This window comes from Haloterrigena sp. H1 (genome assembly GCF_005938085.1).
GTDB lineage: Archaea > Halobacteriota > Halobacteria > Halobacteriales > Natrialbaceae > Natrinema.
This window is the reverse complement of sequence record NZ_SMZK01000001.1, coordinates 2,614,844-2,629,853: the sequence shown is the minus strand read 5'-3', so window position 1 is coordinate 2,629,853 and position 15,010 is coordinate 2,614,844. Positions and strand designations below refer to the sequence as shown.

The following is a 15,010-nucleotide window of genomic DNA, read 5'->3' as shown; positions in this document are numbered from 1 at the left end:
TTTGTGACCGTCAAGACTGGAAGATAGTCATTTCCAGAATTTAGTCCGGCTCAGGACGAACGACGGCGGTTTGCGATCGGTTTGGCAGTTGTTTCCTGCTCCGTTTCAGTGCTCGTCCCCGGGCGAAGCTATCGACCATGACGACAGAAACAGCAACGAACTGATTACTAATCATGACTGTTCTCGATGGCTCGTCCATGGAGCGACGAAAGATCCTCCTCGGCAGTGGCGCAGCACTCGCAACCGTACTCGCGGGGTGTTCCAGTGACGAGACTGGCTCCGATTCCGAGTCCAATGACGACGAACCGCTCGACGATGACAACGGTGAAAACGGTGATGACACCGACGAATCCGATGTCCCAGGCCTCGACCGCGACAAGCTCGAGCTCGACAGCGAGAAGATCTCGATCAAAGATGTCAACAAAGACGGCGACGAGGTCGACATCGTCGCGACGACGACCACAACCGATCCCGAGATGCTGGCCAGCGAACTCCAGTCACTCGGAGAGACCATCTCCGCGGCGATCACGGACCCCGAGGCATTCAAAGCCGAGATCAACAGCGTCACCTGGGTGCTCGAGAACGACGGTGCGATGGTGATGTCGTTCTACATCGACGTGCAGTGGGCGATCGCGTACATTAACGGCGAGATGAGCGAGGACGAGTTCGTCCAGACCGTCCTCGATACCGCCGACGAGACGCAGTAAGGGCGATTCCGGCGGCGCTGGCAGCGTTGTTCTTTCGGTCACGACGACGAGCAGCCGCGGGACCGGCACGACAAAACCGACCGCGACAGCGATCCCCGACGGCTTACATCGACCGCGGCGCGGCCACGCCCAGAATCGACAGGGCGTTGGCGACCGCGTGTTTCGAGGCCGCAACCAGCGCGAGCCGCGCCTCGCGGACGTCGGCATCGACGTCGTCGGCGAGCACCGGACACTCCCGGTAGAAGGCGTTGAACCGGTCGGCGAACTCGCGCGTGTAGGTCGCGATCCCGTGGGGCTCCAAGTCGTCTGCGGCCTCGTCGACGACCGCCGGGAAGCGCGCGATCGTCTCGAGGAGGTCTCGTTCGGCCTCGGTCTCGAGCAGGTCGGCGTCGACGGTGGTCTCGACGTCGTCCATGCCAGTTTCGGGGTCGATCCCCGCTTCCTCCAGAATCCCACAGCAGCGTGCGTGGACGTACTGGACGTACGGCGCAGACTGGGCCTCGAAGTCGAGCGCGCGGTCCCACTCGAAGGTGATCGCCTTCGTCGGCTGCTTGGAGACGATGTCGTAGCGGACCGCACCGATCCCGACCTGGTGGGCGATGCGCTCGATGTCGTCCTCGTCTAAGTCGTCGTCGCGGATGCGGTCGTCGAGCCGGTCTTCGACCTCGTCGCGAGCGCGATCGATCGCCTCGTCGAGCAGGTCGTCCAGATCGACGCCGGTGCCACGGCGCGTGCTCATCTTCCCTTCGGGGAGGTTGACGTAGGAGTACAGCACCTGCTGGAGGTCGTCGGTCTCGTTGCCCAGTAACTCGAGCGTGGTGCGAAGCTGTTTGGCCTGCAGTTTGTGGTCCTCGCCGAGTACCGTCACGGCGCTGTCGTAGTTGTCGAACTTCCACTCGTGGTGGGCCAGATCGCGGGTCGCGTACAGCGAAGTGCCGTCCGAGCGCAGGAAGACGAGGTTCTTGTCGATCCCGTGGTCGTCGAGCTCGAGCTGCCAGGCGTCTTCCTCGTAGACCGATTCGTCGAGGTCTTTCAGGCGAGCGACGAGGTCGTCGGTGTCGCCGTTGCGCATGAATCGCGTTTCCTTGACGAACTCGTCGAACTCGGCGGGCAGGCGCGCGAGACATTCCGTCATCCCGCCCAGAACCTGATCGACGACCTCGCTGACGCGCTCGTAGGCCTCGTCGTCGCCGGCCTCGAGTCCCTGCATGATCGACTCGATCTCGGCTTCGGCCTGCTCGACCTCGCTCTCGGCGGCGTTCTCGAGGTAGGCGTTGCCCTTGCGGTAGTACCGAACGAGGTCGTACTCGATGCGGTCGCGTTCGCGCTCGCTCTCTAAGTCTTCCTCGTCGAAGGTCTCGTAGGCCCAGGTGAAGACGGCCATCTGCCGGCCGGCGTCGTTGACGTAGTAGTGACGATCGACGTCGTAGCCGGCGAAATCCAGGAGATTGCAGACCGCGTCACCGATGATCGGGTTCCGTGCGCGGCCGACGTGGACTGGTCCTGTCGGGTTCGCGCTCGTATGCTCGACGACGACGGACTCCTCGCGATCCGGCAGAGTGCCGTAGTCGTCGGCGGTCGCGTCGGCGAGGGTGTCGGCGAGATACGCGTCGCTCGGCAGGAAGTTGAGATACGGCCCCTGCGTCTGGATCTCGGAGACGTAGGTCAGCTCGTCGGCGTCGATCTCGTCGGCGATCTGTGCGGCGACCTGCGGCGGCGCTGCGCCGGCCTCACCGGCCAGCCGGAACGCTACGCTCGAGGCCAGCACGCTCTCGACGTCGTCCGGCGGTTCTTCGATTCCGAGATCGTCCGTCGGGAAGTCGAGTTCGGCAAGCGCCCCCTCGAGGGCGTCTTCGACCTCCGCGCGTAGGGAGAGGAACATACCCGCCCGTATTCAGGGCTCGAGTAAAGGAATGTCGGGTTTCGTTTCGGCGGCTCGTGGCCGACTGCAGTCGCGACGCGTCCGTCACTCGAGCAACGCCGCGGCCTCCCGAAACCGCTCGTAATGGACCGGCCGAAAGGTCTCGCCGGAGGCGTCGAACCCCGCTGGCGTCCAGAACCGGGCGGCCGTGGCGTCGCTGCCAGCGATCGGTTCGCCGTCGGCGTCGGCCCAGTCGGCCACGTAGTGGACTGTCACGACGTGTTTACCCGTCCGCGGCGGCATCGCCGACGCGGCCAGGATCTCGAGGTCGGCGGGATCGACGGCAACGCCGGTCTCCTCTGCGAGTTCGCGGGCGGCCGCTTCGGGCGGTTCTTCGCCGGTTTCGATGTGGCCGCCGGGGATCGTCCACTCGCCGACGCCCGGCGGAATCCCGCGTTCGACACAGAGCACGGCCGGGTCGGGCCGGGCGCGGTCGACGACCGCGACGCCGGCACACGGCACGGGATTGTGCCAGACGATCGCCTCACAATGCGAACAGCGCATGCGCTCGCGGTCGTCGGCTACTGTCGACTCGAGGCGGCTTCCACAGTCGGGACAGAACGTCGGCGGTCGGCTGACCATCTATGAACCCGTCAGCACTGACGGATCATAGGGTTTTCAATCCGCTGCCGGTCAGCGGAACGACGACGTCGGCGTCTTCGTCGAGGACGCCACGCTCGCGGTAGCGCTCGAGGGCCGCCGGCGCGACCGCACAGGTCGGCTCGACGTAGAACCCGCTCCGGTGGAGACGATCCAGTGCGGACTCGATCAGGTCACTGTCGAGTGCAATCGCGTCGCCGTCGGTCGCCTCGATCGCCTCGAGGATTTCGGTCCCGCGTGCGGGTTCGGTGACCTGAATCCCGTCGGCGATCGTCGTCCGCTCGCCGTTTTCGGCGGTGGTTTCACCGCCGAGTGCACCGACGATCGGTGCGTAGCCGGCTGCCTGTGCGCCGAGCAGGCGAGGCATCCCGTCGACGATGCTGGCCTCGTTGAGCAGCGAAAAGCCCCGATACGCGCCCAGAAAGAGCGTCCCGTGGCCGATCGGGAGGACGACGGCGTCGGGGACGGTCCAGCCCTGCTGGGCGGCTACCTCGAACGCGAAGGTCATCGTCCCGGCGTAGAAGGCGGGATTCCAGGCGTGGCTTGCGTACCAGCCCTCGCCGGTCTGGAACGGCGCGTCGCGCTCGTTGGCCTCGGCCTCGGTATCGCTCGCATCGCCTTCGACGGCCTCGAGACAGGCCGCCGTCACGTCTTCGCGGGTCCCCTCGATGCGAACTGGCCGGGCGTCGGCTCGCTGGATCGCCATCAGTTTCGACTGGTTGACGTCGGCCGGGACGTAGATGTCCGCCTTGAGCCCGGCCCGGGCCGCGTAGGTCGCGATCGACGCGCCGGCGTTGCCCGACGAGTCCTCGATGACTTTCTCGACGCCGAGTTCGACGGCTCGCGAGAGCGTCGTCGTCGCGCCGCGGTCTTTGAACGAGCCCGTCGGGAACACGTACTCGAGTTTAAACTCCGCGTCCCACTCGGGAGCGTCGACCAGCGGGGTAAACCCCTCGTAGAAGGTGACGTGCTGTTCGATCGGGAGGAACTCGAAGAACGTCCACAGCCCCTCGCTGGTATCGAGGCTGTGCAACGGCAGCGGGTCGCCCTGCGGATGTGGCCGTTCGGTAAACTCCAGCGCGTGGCCACAGCCACAGCGCCACGGCTCGTCCGGTCCGGCCGCGTAGACGGCCCCACAGTCGGGGCAGGTGAGATCGGACGCCATCTCAGTACTGGCCGATGTCGGTGCCGACCGAGCAGACGTACTCGCCGGTCGCGACCTGCGGGAGGCGTCGTGCACGCCAGAAGATCCCGCCGCTGTCGGCCGTTACCTCGGCTTTCGGTTCGCCGAAGGGGGTCGTCACCTCGAAAATCGTCTCGCTGGGGCGGACTCGGTCACCGAGTTCCTTGTGCATCGTCACCAGTCCACCTGCAGGCGCGCCGTACTGTTCGAAGCCGCTGGCGCGAGTCTGGGTCTCGAGGGACTGCTCGCCGCCAAGGAAGCCGTAGTACCGCAGGACGTTGAAGACGCCCTCGACGCCCTTCTGAATGCTCGCTTCGTCCCAGCCGACTGCCCCGCCGAGTTCGGGGTCGATGGTCGGGATTCCTTCGTCGGGGCCTGTCCGGGCGAGTTGGCCGTCCGGTCCCTTCTGATCTAAGACGTAGCCACAGTCGAAGGCCTTCGCCAGTTCGAGACACTGGTCGTGGAGCCGGTGGCGTTTCCCACAGCGGACGCGAACCTCGTCTAGCATCTGGCTGGTCGACCCCTGGTGAAGGTCGAGGATCAGATCCGCCCGGGTGGCGGCGTCGAAGGTCGCGGCTGCGATCCGCTCGCTCGAGGTGCCGGTTTCGTTGCCCGGGTAGGCACGGTTCATCTTCGTATCGTCGATCGGGTTGCGGTGTTCGGCGACCTGAAACGCGTGGTAGTTGACGATCCCAACGATCAGGATCGTCCCGGAGATTTCGGCGGGATCCAGGCGCGGGACGACGCGCTGGATGACCCCGACGCCGTTGAGTTCGTCGCCGTCGCTTGCCGCCTGCATGTAGAGCGTCTTTCCCGAAGAGGCTCCGTTTACCACCGCAACGGGTAGTCCAACCGAACTCCCGTCCCGGGTTTCGCCGACCTCGAGACGGCCCGTATCTATCTCGCCGGGCCTCGCGCTCGCCGTTCCGAGCGTCGTCGTCATATGTCCCAGACGATGAACCCGCTGGCCTTTATACTATCTGTTGTTCTCCACGATTCTATATAGGGGCACGGAGTGAACTGAGCGCCGAGCAACACGAGGGGACACAGCGGAGACACGCCAATCCGCTCGCTGCCCGACCCGGGCTTCATACTGCCGGACAAAACGGTTCATACATCGATCGGACTCGAGACGCTGTCACTGACAGCGACAGCCGTCGAGACGCGATCGAGTATTCACTGACTGTTGTCCGGTAGTATCAACTGCGTGTCGAAGACGTGGACCGAGTCGGTCGTCTCGAACCGACAGGCTACGTCTCCGTCGCCACCTCCTCGAGAACGGACTCGTCATCGGGTTTTGGCTCCTGCTTGCCGATCAGGCTCGGTCTCGGCCACAGGTATCGCCACATGAGACCCGCAGCGATGCCGCCGAACGTCGACGCGATCATGAACATGACGGCATCGAACGGTTGGATTCCGGCGATTCCGGACGTGAAAACGCGAGCGAGAGCAACCTGCGGGTTGAAAAACGCGGTCGAGGCCGTTCCGATAATTCCCATACCGACGGTAAAGCCCACCGCGAGGCCGATCCACTCGCTGTCCTGACGGATCAGCGAGATGATCGCCGATGCGAGCAACATCGTTCCGAGGAACTCGGCCAGCCAGGTGGATGCAGGGCGCTCGACGGCGGAGATCGCGAACACCTCCCACCCGATCGTGCTCACGAAGGTGAGCCCTGCCAATCCGACGCCGACGAGTCCGCCAAGGAACTGGACCGGAACGTACTGCCGTGCGGTCTTCATGTCCGTATCACCGGTCACGAGCAGTGCAACGGTGACTGCCGGGTTGAGGTGGGCCCCGCTGATTGGCCCGAGCATCTGGACGAGGACGAACAGCCAGCCGGCCGTCGCCAGGCCGATGAACAAGACGCCGATACTCGGTGACGCCTCGAGCATCCCGTCGGCGAGCAGCCCCGACGAGACGATGACGAAGACGAGCGTCGCGGAGCCAAAAAACTCCGCGAGAAGTTTCTGTGTGCTGGTGAACTGTTCGGCAGACATTATCTAGCGTAAACGTAGGAGGCGTATATCCTCATGCCCTAACCGCCCGATTGCGATACTGTCTGGCGTTGCGGACCTCGTCGGGGCCTCCACAATCATGTGTCTGCCGGCCCCATTTCAGCTCTGTAGCACGGCCCGCAGCGCGAACCGAAGATTATCCGTCCCCTCGGTCATCCGCCGGTAGAAGTAGGATTTCCACCGCTCGCCGTAGGGGACGTACTGCCAGACCTCGTACTCGTCGGCCAGATCGTACTGGGCGTCCTCGCGCACGCCCATGAGCATCTGGATCTCGAAGTCGGTGCCGTATCGCTCGTGGAGCGCTTTTGCATGTTCGATCATCGCCGGATCGTGACTGCCCACCGCGATGCCACCGTCGTAGTGTTCGAACGCGTACTCGAGCAGGGTCCGGTACTCCTGATCGATCCGCGCACCGTCCGTGTAGGCGATGTCGGGCGGCGGCTCGTAGGCCCCCTTGACGAACCGGACCGTGCCGGGCACGTTCGCGAGCCGTCTGACGTCCGTTCGCGTCCGGCGGAGATTCGCTTGCACGCAGACGCCGACGCCACCGCCGTGCTCGCGGGCGACGGTCTCGAAGGCGTCGAGCGTCGCGTCAGTCGTCGTGTGGTCTTCCATGTCGATCCAGACGAAGACGTCGCGCTCGGCCGCCGCGTCGACGATAGCCGTCAGCTCCGAGCGAAAAACGTCCTCGCCGATGTCCAGCCCCAGTTGCGAGGGTTTGACGGAGATGCAGGCCGCGAGTCCCGAGCCAGCGATGTCATCGACGAGCCGTCGATATTCGGCGGCGTCGGCGGCGACGGCCTCGCGGTCGTCGTAGTGCTCGCCCAGCAAGTTGACGATCCCCTTCACGTCGGTGTCGTTCAGCCGGCGGACGTGCTCGAGCGCTTCCGCCGGCGATTCACCCGCGACGAACCGGTCGGCGATCGGCGGGAGCATAGCAGAGAGACAGGGCGCCACGCGTAAGGCTGTTCCTCCGTTTCTCGCACAGCTAGTCGCGTCTGTGGCAAGCGACAGCGCAAACGGAGGAACAGAGCCTATTCGTCTTTTTTGAGCCCCAGCAGGCGCTCGCGTAGCGTCCGCTTGCGGGCCCGTTCGGCGAGCAACACCGAACACTCGACGTCGTCGAGGACGTCGAGCACCAGCGAGCCGCGGACGAGCCGCGAGAGCAGTCCCGTCTCGGTCGCGCCGATCACCAGCAGCGTCGCGTCCGTCGCCGCGTCTTCGATGGCGGTCTCGACATCGCGGTCGTCGACGCGCAACTCCGCATCGGCCAAGCCGTTCTCGGCGGCCCACTCCTCGAGGAACTGCTCGCCTTCCTCGCGGGACTCGTCCTCGCTGACGGCGTGTAACAGCGTCACGCGGGAGTCGAACTCCTCGCGGAGCAAGCGGACGACGTCCGCGCCGAGGACCGAATCGGGGCCGCCGGCGGTCGGCAGCAGGATGTGTGCGGGATCGAAGCCTCGGTCTTTCAACACCAGGAAGTCACAGGGGAGGTCGTGGGTCAGCTCGTCGAGACGCGACTCGGCGCGGCCGTGGGCGGTTGGCCCCCAGCCCATGACGACCTGATCGGCCTCGAAGGTGCGCGCGGCGTCGAAGATCTCCTCGAACGAACGGTGTGAGAGCACCGTATGGGTCTCGACGGCAGCGCCGAACGTCTCGGCGTCCTCTCGTGCCTGCTCGAGTAACTGCTGTGACTCGGCGTCGATCCGCTCGGTTTGCTCGGCACCGCGCTCGAGCGGCGTCTGGTCGGGCACCTGCACGATGTGGACCGCGTGAACCGTCCCCGCTCGTTGTTTGGCGATCGCGCCGGCGAGCGTGATGAGTTCGGTCTCGGTACGCGGATTCGCGAGCGGCACCATCACGCGGAAGTCACCGCCGTCCGTGCCCGCGACGCCCGTGGCGGCCTCGGGACGAACCGAGTCGGCTGCGGCCACCGCAGCGTCGGGCATCTCCTCGGAGCGCTCGAGGATCCAGTTGACGAACACGCCGGCGCTTTCGACGCGCTGGCGAGCATAGAGCAGGTACCAGACACCAGCGAAGACGACGAGCGCCGCCGACAGCAGGATGACGAACGGCTCGATGTACGCGATCAGCGCGAACGAGGAAATCGCCCCGATGATCGGGACGAACGGATACAGCGGCACCTCGAAGTCGGGATCGTATTCGGCGGGCTCGGCTTCCCGCATGACGATGAGCGCGATGTTCAACAGGCCGTAGACGATCAGGTGCAACACCGAACCAGCCGTCGACAGCAACTTGAGGTTGCCAAACAGCAGAAAGGCGATGATGAGTCCGCCCGTGATCAGGATCGACTTGAACGGCGTCCCGAAGCGCTCGTGGATGTCGTTGACCGACGGCGAGAGGATCTTCTCGCGGCCCATCGCGAAGTTGATCCGCGAGGACGAGAGGATCGACGCGTTCGCACTCGAGGCCGTCGCCAAGAGTCCCCCGAGTAACAACAGCCCCCAACCGAGCCCGCCCAGTCCGATGCCGAAGACGCTGTACTGACCGAACAGCAACTGCGCGGCGTCGACGACCGCCGTGTCGTTGTTCGCCACCAGTTCGTTCGGGACTGCCGCCAGCAAGACGACGAGGAACAGCGCGTAGACGACCGTGACGATGACGACCGAGCCGATGACGGCAAGCGGGAGGTTCCGGCCAGGGTCTTTGATCTCTTCGGCGACGGACGTGATCTGGACGAAGCCGAGATAGGAGACGAAGACGATGGCCGTCACCGGAAGCACCTCACTGGTCGTTCCCTCGGGTGCGAGCGGTCGCAGCGACTCGAGCTCGGCGTTGAACAGGCCGATAACGGTGAACAGGCCGAGAATACCGAGCAGCGTCAACACGATGGCGATCTGGAGGCCGCCGGTCTCCTTGGCACCGACGTAGTTGATGGCGATGAACAGCGCTGCGCCGACGAGTCCGATGGTCTGGGCTGCCGATATCGTCACCGGCCCGAGCGCGAGCGCCGGCGCGCCGACGAGTTGGTTGACGTACTCGCCGAACCCGTACATGTAGAACGCGGAGGCAAACGCCAGTCCGAGCCAGTTGGCCCAGCCGCTGATCGAGCCGAACAGGGGGCCGAGCGCGCGGTTGACGTAGAAGTAGGCACCGCCGGATTTGGGCATCGCCGTCCCCAATTCCGAGGCCGACAGGGCGGTAAACAGCGCGGTCACGCCGCCAATCACGAAGGTCGCGGCAGCGAGCGGCCCCGCTCGCGCCACGGCCGTCCCCGGGAGCACGAAGATCCCCGCGCCGATCATCGTCCCGATCCCGATCGTGATCGCCGAGAGGAGTCCGAGGTCCTTCGCGAGTTCCTCGTCGGCGCTCATGCGGCGTCACCCCATCGACACACCCGCTCAGTCGGCGACCGTGGCGGACAGGTCGCGTTCGCTACCGACCGGACCGGTGGACCGCGTACCCGATGTCGAGCGTTCATTGCGTCGAGATTGTAGCGGTACCGATGATAAATCCCGTGATTATATTGTCGAATCCGTATAATCGTGAGTGTATATTGACGTTCCGCAAAAATAATCATATATGTGACTGGTGGTCGGCCAAGATCGGAACACTGTATGAGGACGGATTCGAGACCTCGAGATATGGAGCATCGGCTCGACGAGATCGATCGGCGGATCATCAATGCGCTGATGGACGACGCGCGGAACATCTCGGCACCGACGATCGCTGAAGAAACGAACGTGTCACCCGGCACGATTCGGAATCGGATTGCACGACTGGAAGACTACGGCGTACTCACTGGCTACCATGCGACCGTCGACTTCGAGCGCGCGGATGGCCGGCTGACGAACCTGTTTATGTGTAACGCGCCGGTCTCCGAGCGGGAAGTGATCGCTCGCCGAGCGCAAACCATTTCGGGCGTGATCAACGTCCGCGAACTGATGACCGGCCGCCGGAACCTCCACGTGCTGGCCGTCGGCGAGGACACCGCCGATCTCCGGCGCATCTCCCGTTCGCTGTCGGACCTCGGCGTCGAGATCGAAGACGAGGTCCTCGTCCAAAACGAGGTCTGGCAGCCGTATGCACCGTACGGCGCCGACGAGAGCGCCCGGTGTGAGTCGATTACCGATTTCGTCAGCCTCTCGGGCGAGGCCGAAGTCGCCGAGGTCACTGTCGATCCCGGCGCACCGATCGCCGAGACGACCCTGGAACGGGCCGTCCGTCAGGACGTTCTCGACGACGACGCGCTCGTGATCGCGATCGAGCGCGACGACACCGTCCTGACGCCACACGGCGACACCGAAATCCGGGCCGACGACATCGTCACCGTCTTCTCGCGCGACGGGATCGACGACGCGATGCTCGAGGCGTTCCGCACCGACGCCGACGGCGTATAATCCCCGCTGTCTCGATTCTCGCTCGAGCCCCTTCTTCGCCGACGATGAACCGTCGTACCAGTGTTACATCCGCGCTCGGCGTCGCTGTCTGTGACGGCCAGTGAAACGACTTCTGTAATCAGTAACTATGTACGCTCCATATGGTTACTGTGGACAAGTTATTTATGGATGTTCCACCTTCCCACACCCATGACGCGAGGACCGCCGATCGACGAACTCCACTTCGCGGACGCACCGTCCGTCGATACCGTTCCGGGTCCGAACACGCAGGCGCTACTCGAGAAACAGCGCGAGATCGACAGTAACGCGGTCGCCTATCCGGAGGACATCCCGATCGCCTTCGAGGAAGGCAAGGGTGCGACGGTCCGGGACGCCGACGGCAACACCTACATCGACCTCTTCGCGGGGATCGGCGTGTTAAACGTCGGCCACTCGAACCCCTACGTGCTCGAGGCCGTCCACGAGCAGGCCGACAAGTTCGTCCATACGGTCGATTTCCCGACCGAGGCGCGCCTTGAGCTGATCGAGAAACTCGACGAGATCGCGCCCGAGGGCCTGCAAGGCCAGAACAAGGTCGTCTTCGGGGGCCCGACCGGCAGCGACGCCATCGAGGCCTCGATCAAGCTGGCCAAGTACAACACCGGCGGCGACGGCCTCATCGCCTTCCGCGGGGCCTACCACGGCGCGACGAGCGGCGCAATGAGCGTCACGTCGAACAAGAAGTTCAAGGGCCACTACACGCCCTTGCTCTCCGATGTCGTCCACGCGCCGTACCCCGATCCGTTCCGGCAGGACAAGACCCCGGAGGCGGCAGTCGACCACGCGCTCGAGGAGGTCCAGGCCATCGTCGAGGACCCCTACGGCGGGCTGGCCAATCCGGCGGGGATCATCGTCGAGCCGATCCAGGGTGAGGGCGGGATCGTCACCCCACCGGAAGGATTCTTACAGGGGCTGCGCGATATCGCCGACGACAACGACGTGGTGCTCGTCTTCGACGAGATCCAGAGCGGTCTCGGCCGCACCGGGCAGTGGTGGGCAAGCGACTGGGACGGTGTCGCACCGGACGCGATGACCTCCGCGAAGGCACTCGGTGGTGTGGGCTTCCCGCTGTCGGCGACGATGTACCACGAGGAACTGGACACGTGGGGCTCGGGCGACCACGCCGGCACTTACCGCGGCCACGTCGTCGGTATGCGCGCCGGCACCCGCGCGATCGAGTACATCCAAGAGCACGACCTGCTGGCCCACGCCCGCGACCTCGGCGAGTACATCCGGGAACGGCTCCGCGACGCTGCCGACGGGAACAACCGGCTGGCCGACGTCCGCGGCAAGGGGCTGTTCATCGGTGCCGAGTTCGTCGATAGCGATGGCCAGCCCGATGGCGACCTCGTCGACGCTATCCAACAGTATTGCTTCGAGCACGGCGTCCTCGTCTGGACCGCCGGCCGCCACGGCAACGTGCTCCGACTCCTGCCGCCGCTGGTGCTCACCCACGACCTGGCCGAGACTGCACTCGACATCGTCGTCGAAGCGATCGAGGACGTGACCGCCGAGGCGAAACAGGCGGCCTGAGATCCACACGTTATGTCCGACATCGATCCCATCGAAACCGACGACGCACCGAGCAACGACAACCCCTACTCGCAGGGCGTCCGCGCCGGCGACACGCTGTACGTCTCCGGCTACGGCCCCGTCGACCCCGAAACGGGCGAGGTCGTCGACGGCGACATTCAGGACCAAACCGAGCAGGTCCTCGAGAACATCGCTGCGGTCGTCGACGAAGCTGGCGGCGACGGGCTTACGGATGTCGTCAACGTGACCGTCTACCTGACCGACCTCGCAGACTACGACCGCCTCAACGACGCCTACGGCGCGCAGTTCGGCGCGGACCCGCCGGCACGCGTCTGCGTCGAGGTCTCGCGGCTTCCGGAGGACGTTCGCGTCGAACTGGACGCGACCGCGTACCTGGGCTAATCGCGGTCGACGGACGCCTCGAGCCCCTGCTCGCAGCTCGCTCGTCTCCGACGCGCCAGTCGCCCAAATCGGAACGGAATCCGGACTCGACGGTGATGTTTTCCACCGAACGTCGGAAACAATATACGATCATTGGCCACGATTAAGTAGCTCCTCGACCTTGTTCCGAGAACCCATGTCATACGAGGTTCGAAACAGGCTCCAGCGACTCCGGCGGGACTTCCATCGGCTTCCCGAACCGGGCTGGCGCGAGTTCCGAACGACCGCTCGAGTGGTCGAGGAACTCGAGCGCCTCGGCGTCGACGAGATCGCCGTCGGCCGCGAAGCGCTGGCGACCGACGAGCGCATGGCCGTCCCCGCCGAAGCCGAACTCGAGCCGTGGCTCGAACGCGCTCGCGAAGCAGGGGTTCGATCGGACATCTTGGAGCGGACCGCCGACGGTCACACGGGCGTGATCGGCGTGCTCGAGTGCGGTGACGGGCCGTGTATCGGACTGCGCGTCGACTTGGATGCGATCTCGATGCGGGAATCCGACGAGGACGACCACCGGCCAGCTTCCGAAGGCTTTCGCTCCGAACACGACGGCTACATGCACGCCTGCGGCCACGACGCGCACCTCGCGATGGCGATCGGGACGCTCGAGGCGGTCAAAGAAAGCGACTTTTCGGGCACGTTGAAGGTGTTTTTCCAGCCCGCCGAGGAGATCTCCGGTGGCGGGAAAGCGATGGCCGAAAGTGGCTATCTCGATGACGTCAACTACCTACTTGCGCTCCACGTCGGCCTCGATCACCCGACCGGCGAGATCGTTGCGGGCATCGAGAAGCCGCTGGCGATGGCTCACCTGACCGCGACGTTCGAGGGGGCGAGCGCTCACGCCGGGAAAGCGCCGAACGAGGGGGCAAATGCCATGCAAGCAGCGGCGGCGGCGATCCAGAACGCCTACGGCATCCCTCGCCACGCCGACGGGATGACCCGGGTCAACGTCGGCCGTATCGAGGGCGGCACCGCGAGCAACGTCATCGCCGAGGAAGTCACGATCGAGGCCGAAGTCCGCGGCGAGACCACTGCGCTGATGGAGTACACGCGCACGGAACTCGAGCGGGTATGCTATGCCGCCGCCGAAATGCACGACTGTGACGTGACGCCGCGGGTGATCAGCGAGTCGCCACGCGTCGACAGCCATCCCGCCCTCCGCGACCTCGTCGGCAACGTCGCGTGGGAGGTCGACGGCGTCGAGCGCGTGATCCCGACCGAGGAGTTCGGCGTCAGCGAAGACGTGACCTACCTCATGCAGCGTGTCCAGGACAACGGTGGGCTCGCCTCGTACGTCCTCATCGGCACCGACCACCCGACGAGTCACCACACGCCGACGTTCGACATCGACGAGGGGAGCCTCGAGATCGGGGTCGCGCTGCTGTCGGAGACGGCCGTCGAACTCTCGAGGCGACGACCGTAGCGTGGCCGAGTGTACTGGTCTGCGTTCGACGGATGGGAAACGTTAATCCGCGCGGTCTCTGTGTATCCCCTATGAGCCAGGACGACGTGCCGGAGTCGCTGCAGGCGGCAGCGGACTCGGACCGCCCGCGCGGAATTTTGACTCCCTCCGACCGCGATTTCCTGCTCGGCCGGAAAACCGACTACACCGACCACTCGAAGAAACAGAAGCGAAACCGGATCCGACGCCGGGTTCGCAACGCGATCCTGGACTTCAGCATTCTCTTCGAGTACATGGAAGAACGCGACCGGGAGACGGTCTTCGACCCCGATGATCAGGACCGTGATGCCTACACCCAGGGCATCACCGACATGCTCGCCTTTCTCCACCTCGGGACGATGGGCTATCACACCCCGTTCAAGGACATGCTCTCGGAAGGCGTCGGCAAGGCCGAACAGCGCCTGGCCGGCTCGAACTACCGGATGGTCAACGTCGAGTTCAACGTCGAACCGGTCGGTCAGATCGATGTCGACGCGGTCGTCGATAAACTCGAGCACGAGGAGTTCGCCCAGCTCACCGACGAGGAACTGCGCGCGTTCGTGCGCCTGCTGACGATGTCCGACGCCTTCTCGCCGGCTGACACCCGCGAGGAGATCAAAGACAGCGTCGACGAGTTCGCCGAGCGGATAGCCGAAAGCGCCGCGGCGCGCGAGCGCACGCTCGAGGAACTGACGAACTGACACGCCCACTGTCACCGAAACTCGGGGTCGTGTGCTCGAGTCCGGCCCGACCCAACTCGACTCCATGCAGA

At 64.9% G+C, this 15,010-nt stretch carries 13 protein-coding genes; 6 read left to right on the top strand and 7 right to left on the bottom strand.

All coding sequences use genetic code 11. The annotated features are described in order from the left end of the window. Positions 1-197 precede the first annotated feature (197 nt). Positions 198-707: a hypothetical protein gene (locus tag E2L06_RS13180; RefSeq protein WP_138782076.1), complete on the top strand. Its 510-nt coding sequence runs from the start codon at positions 198-200 to the stop codon at positions 705-707. Between the two features lie 103 nt (positions 708-810). Here E2L06_RS13180 and argS read toward each other — a convergent pair whose 3' ends face one another. From argS to E2L06_RS13145, 7 genes are all read right to left on the bottom strand, one after another. After that, positions 811-2,589 carry an arginine--tRNA ligase gene (argS, locus tag E2L06_RS13175; RefSeq protein ID WP_138782075.1) on the bottom strand — a complete coding sequence of 593 codons (1,779 nt, stop codon included), beginning with the start codon at positions 2,587-2,589 and terminating at the stop codon, positions 811-813. A gap of 84 nt (positions 2,590-2,673) precedes the next feature. Further along, positions 2,674-3,210 carry an NUDIX domain-containing protein gene (locus E2L06_RS13170; protein ID WP_138782074.1) on the bottom strand — a complete coding sequence of 179 codons (537 nt, stop codon included), beginning with the start codon at positions 3,208-3,210 and terminating at the stop codon, positions 2,674-2,676. Between the two features lie 25 nt (positions 3,211-3,235). Then, positions 3,236-4,393 (bottom strand): threonine synthase, encoded by a 1,158-nt coding sequence (locus E2L06_RS13165; protein ID WP_138782073.1) that lies wholly within the window; start codon positions 4,391-4,393, stop codon positions 3,236-3,238. Between the two features lies 1 nt (position 4,394). Further along, positions 4,395-5,354 carry a succinylglutamate desuccinylase/aspartoacylase family protein gene (locus E2L06_RS13160; RefSeq protein WP_138782072.1) on the bottom strand — a complete coding sequence of 320 codons (960 nt, stop codon included), beginning with the start codon at positions 5,352-5,354 and terminating at the stop codon, positions 4,395-4,397. 307 nt (positions 5,355-5,661) lie between these two features. Continuing rightward, positions 5,662-6,411 carry an aquaporin gene (locus E2L06_RS13155; protein WP_138782071.1) on the bottom strand — a complete coding sequence of 250 codons (750 nt, stop codon included), beginning with the start codon at positions 6,409-6,411 and terminating at the stop codon, positions 5,662-5,664. 117 nt (positions 6,412-6,528) lie between these two features. Beyond that, positions 6,529-7,365: a proline dehydrogenase family protein gene (locus E2L06_RS13150; protein WP_138782070.1), complete on the bottom strand. Its 837-nt coding sequence runs from the start codon at positions 7,363-7,365 to the stop codon at positions 6,529-6,531. Between the two features lie 98 nt (positions 7,366-7,463). Beyond that, positions 7,464-9,764, bottom strand: a complete 2,301-nt coding sequence (locus tag E2L06_RS13145; protein ID WP_138782069.1) for an amino acid permease — start codon at positions 9,762-9,764, stop codon at positions 7,464-7,466. A 270-nt stretch (positions 9,765-10,034) separates the two neighbouring features. Here E2L06_RS13145 and E2L06_RS13140 point away from each other — a divergent pair, with 270 nt between their 5' ends. From E2L06_RS13140 to E2L06_RS13120, 5 genes are all read left to right on the top strand, one after another. Further along, positions 10,035-10,790 carry an Lrp/AsnC family transcriptional regulator gene (locus E2L06_RS13140; RefSeq protein WP_138782068.1) on the top strand — a complete coding sequence of 252 codons (756 nt, stop codon included), beginning with the start codon at positions 10,035-10,037 and terminating at the stop codon, positions 10,788-10,790. 189 nt (positions 10,791-10,979) lie between these two features. Then, a complete protein-coding gene (locus tag E2L06_RS13135) occupies positions 10,980-12,362 on the top strand; it encodes an aspartate aminotransferase family protein (RefSeq protein ID WP_138782067.1) in 1,383 nt (460 codons plus the stop codon). Positions 12,363-12,374: 12 nt separating this feature from the next. Next, the gene (locus E2L06_RS13130) at positions 12,375-12,764 is read left to right on the top strand and encodes a Rid family detoxifying hydrolase (RefSeq protein ID WP_138782066.1); all 390 of its coding nucleotides are present in this window, start codon (positions 12,375-12,377) and stop codon (positions 12,762-12,764) included. Positions 12,765-12,939: 175 nt separating this feature from the next. Then, a complete protein-coding gene (locus E2L06_RS13125; RefSeq protein WP_138782065.1) occupies positions 12,940-14,220 on the top strand; it encodes an amidohydrolase in 1,281 nt (426 codons plus the stop codon). A 71-nt stretch (positions 14,221-14,291) separates the two neighbouring features. Then, positions 14,292-14,939, top strand: a complete 648-nt coding sequence (locus E2L06_RS13120) for a hypothetical protein (protein ID WP_138782064.1) — start codon at positions 14,292-14,294, stop codon at positions 14,937-14,939. Positions 14,940-15,010: the final 71 nt, after the last annotated feature.

Bases quoted from the DNA above. Each gene is read 5' to 3' on its own strand.
- E2L06_RS13155 (WP_138782071.1), bottom strand. From the start codon at position 6,411: ATGTCTGCCGAACAGTTCACCAGCACACAGAAACTTCTCGCGGAGTTT.
- E2L06_RS13120 (WP_138782064.1), top strand. From the start codon at position 14,292: ATGAGCCAGGACGACGTGCCGGAGTCGCTGCAGGCGGCAGCGGACTCG.
- E2L06_RS13180 (WP_138782076.1), top strand. From the start codon at position 198: ATGGAGCGACGAAAGATCCTCCTCGGCAGTGGCGCAGCACTCGCAACC.
- E2L06_RS13130 (WP_138782066.1), top strand. From the start codon at position 12,375: ATGTCCGACATCGATCCCATCGAAACCGACGACGCACCGAGCAACGAC.
- E2L06_RS13145 (WP_138782069.1), bottom strand. From the start codon at position 9,764: ATGAGCGCCGACGAGGAACTCGCGAAGGACCTCGGACTCCTCTCGGCG.
- E2L06_RS13135 (WP_138782067.1), top strand. From the start codon at position 10,980: ATGACGCGAGGACCGCCGATCGACGAACTCCACTTCGCGGACGCACCG.
- E2L06_RS13160 (WP_138782072.1), bottom strand. From the start codon at position 5,354: ATGACGACGACGCTCGGAACGGCGAGCGCGAGGCCCGGCGAGATAGAT.
- E2L06_RS13140 (WP_138782068.1), top strand. From the start codon at position 10,035: ATGGAGCATCGGCTCGACGAGATCGATCGGCGGATCATCAATGCGCTG.
- E2L06_RS13150 (WP_138782070.1), bottom strand. From the start codon at position 7,365: ATGCTCCCGCCGATCGCCGACCGGTTCGTCGCGGGTGAATCGCCGGCG.
- E2L06_RS13125 (WP_138782065.1), top strand. From the start codon at position 12,940: ATGTCATACGAGGTTCGAAACAGGCTCCAGCGACTCCGGCGGGACTTC.
- E2L06_RS13165 (WP_138782073.1), bottom strand. From the start codon at position 4,393: ATGGCGTCCGATCTCACCTGCCCCGACTGTGGGGCCGTCTACGCGGCC.
- argS (WP_138782075.1), bottom strand. From the start codon at position 2,589: ATGTTCCTCTCCCTACGCGCGGAGGTCGAAGACGCCCTCGAGGGGGCG.
- E2L06_RS13170 (WP_138782074.1), bottom strand. From the start codon at position 3,210: ATGGTCAGCCGACCGCCGACGTTCTGTCCCGACTGTGGAAGCCGCCTC.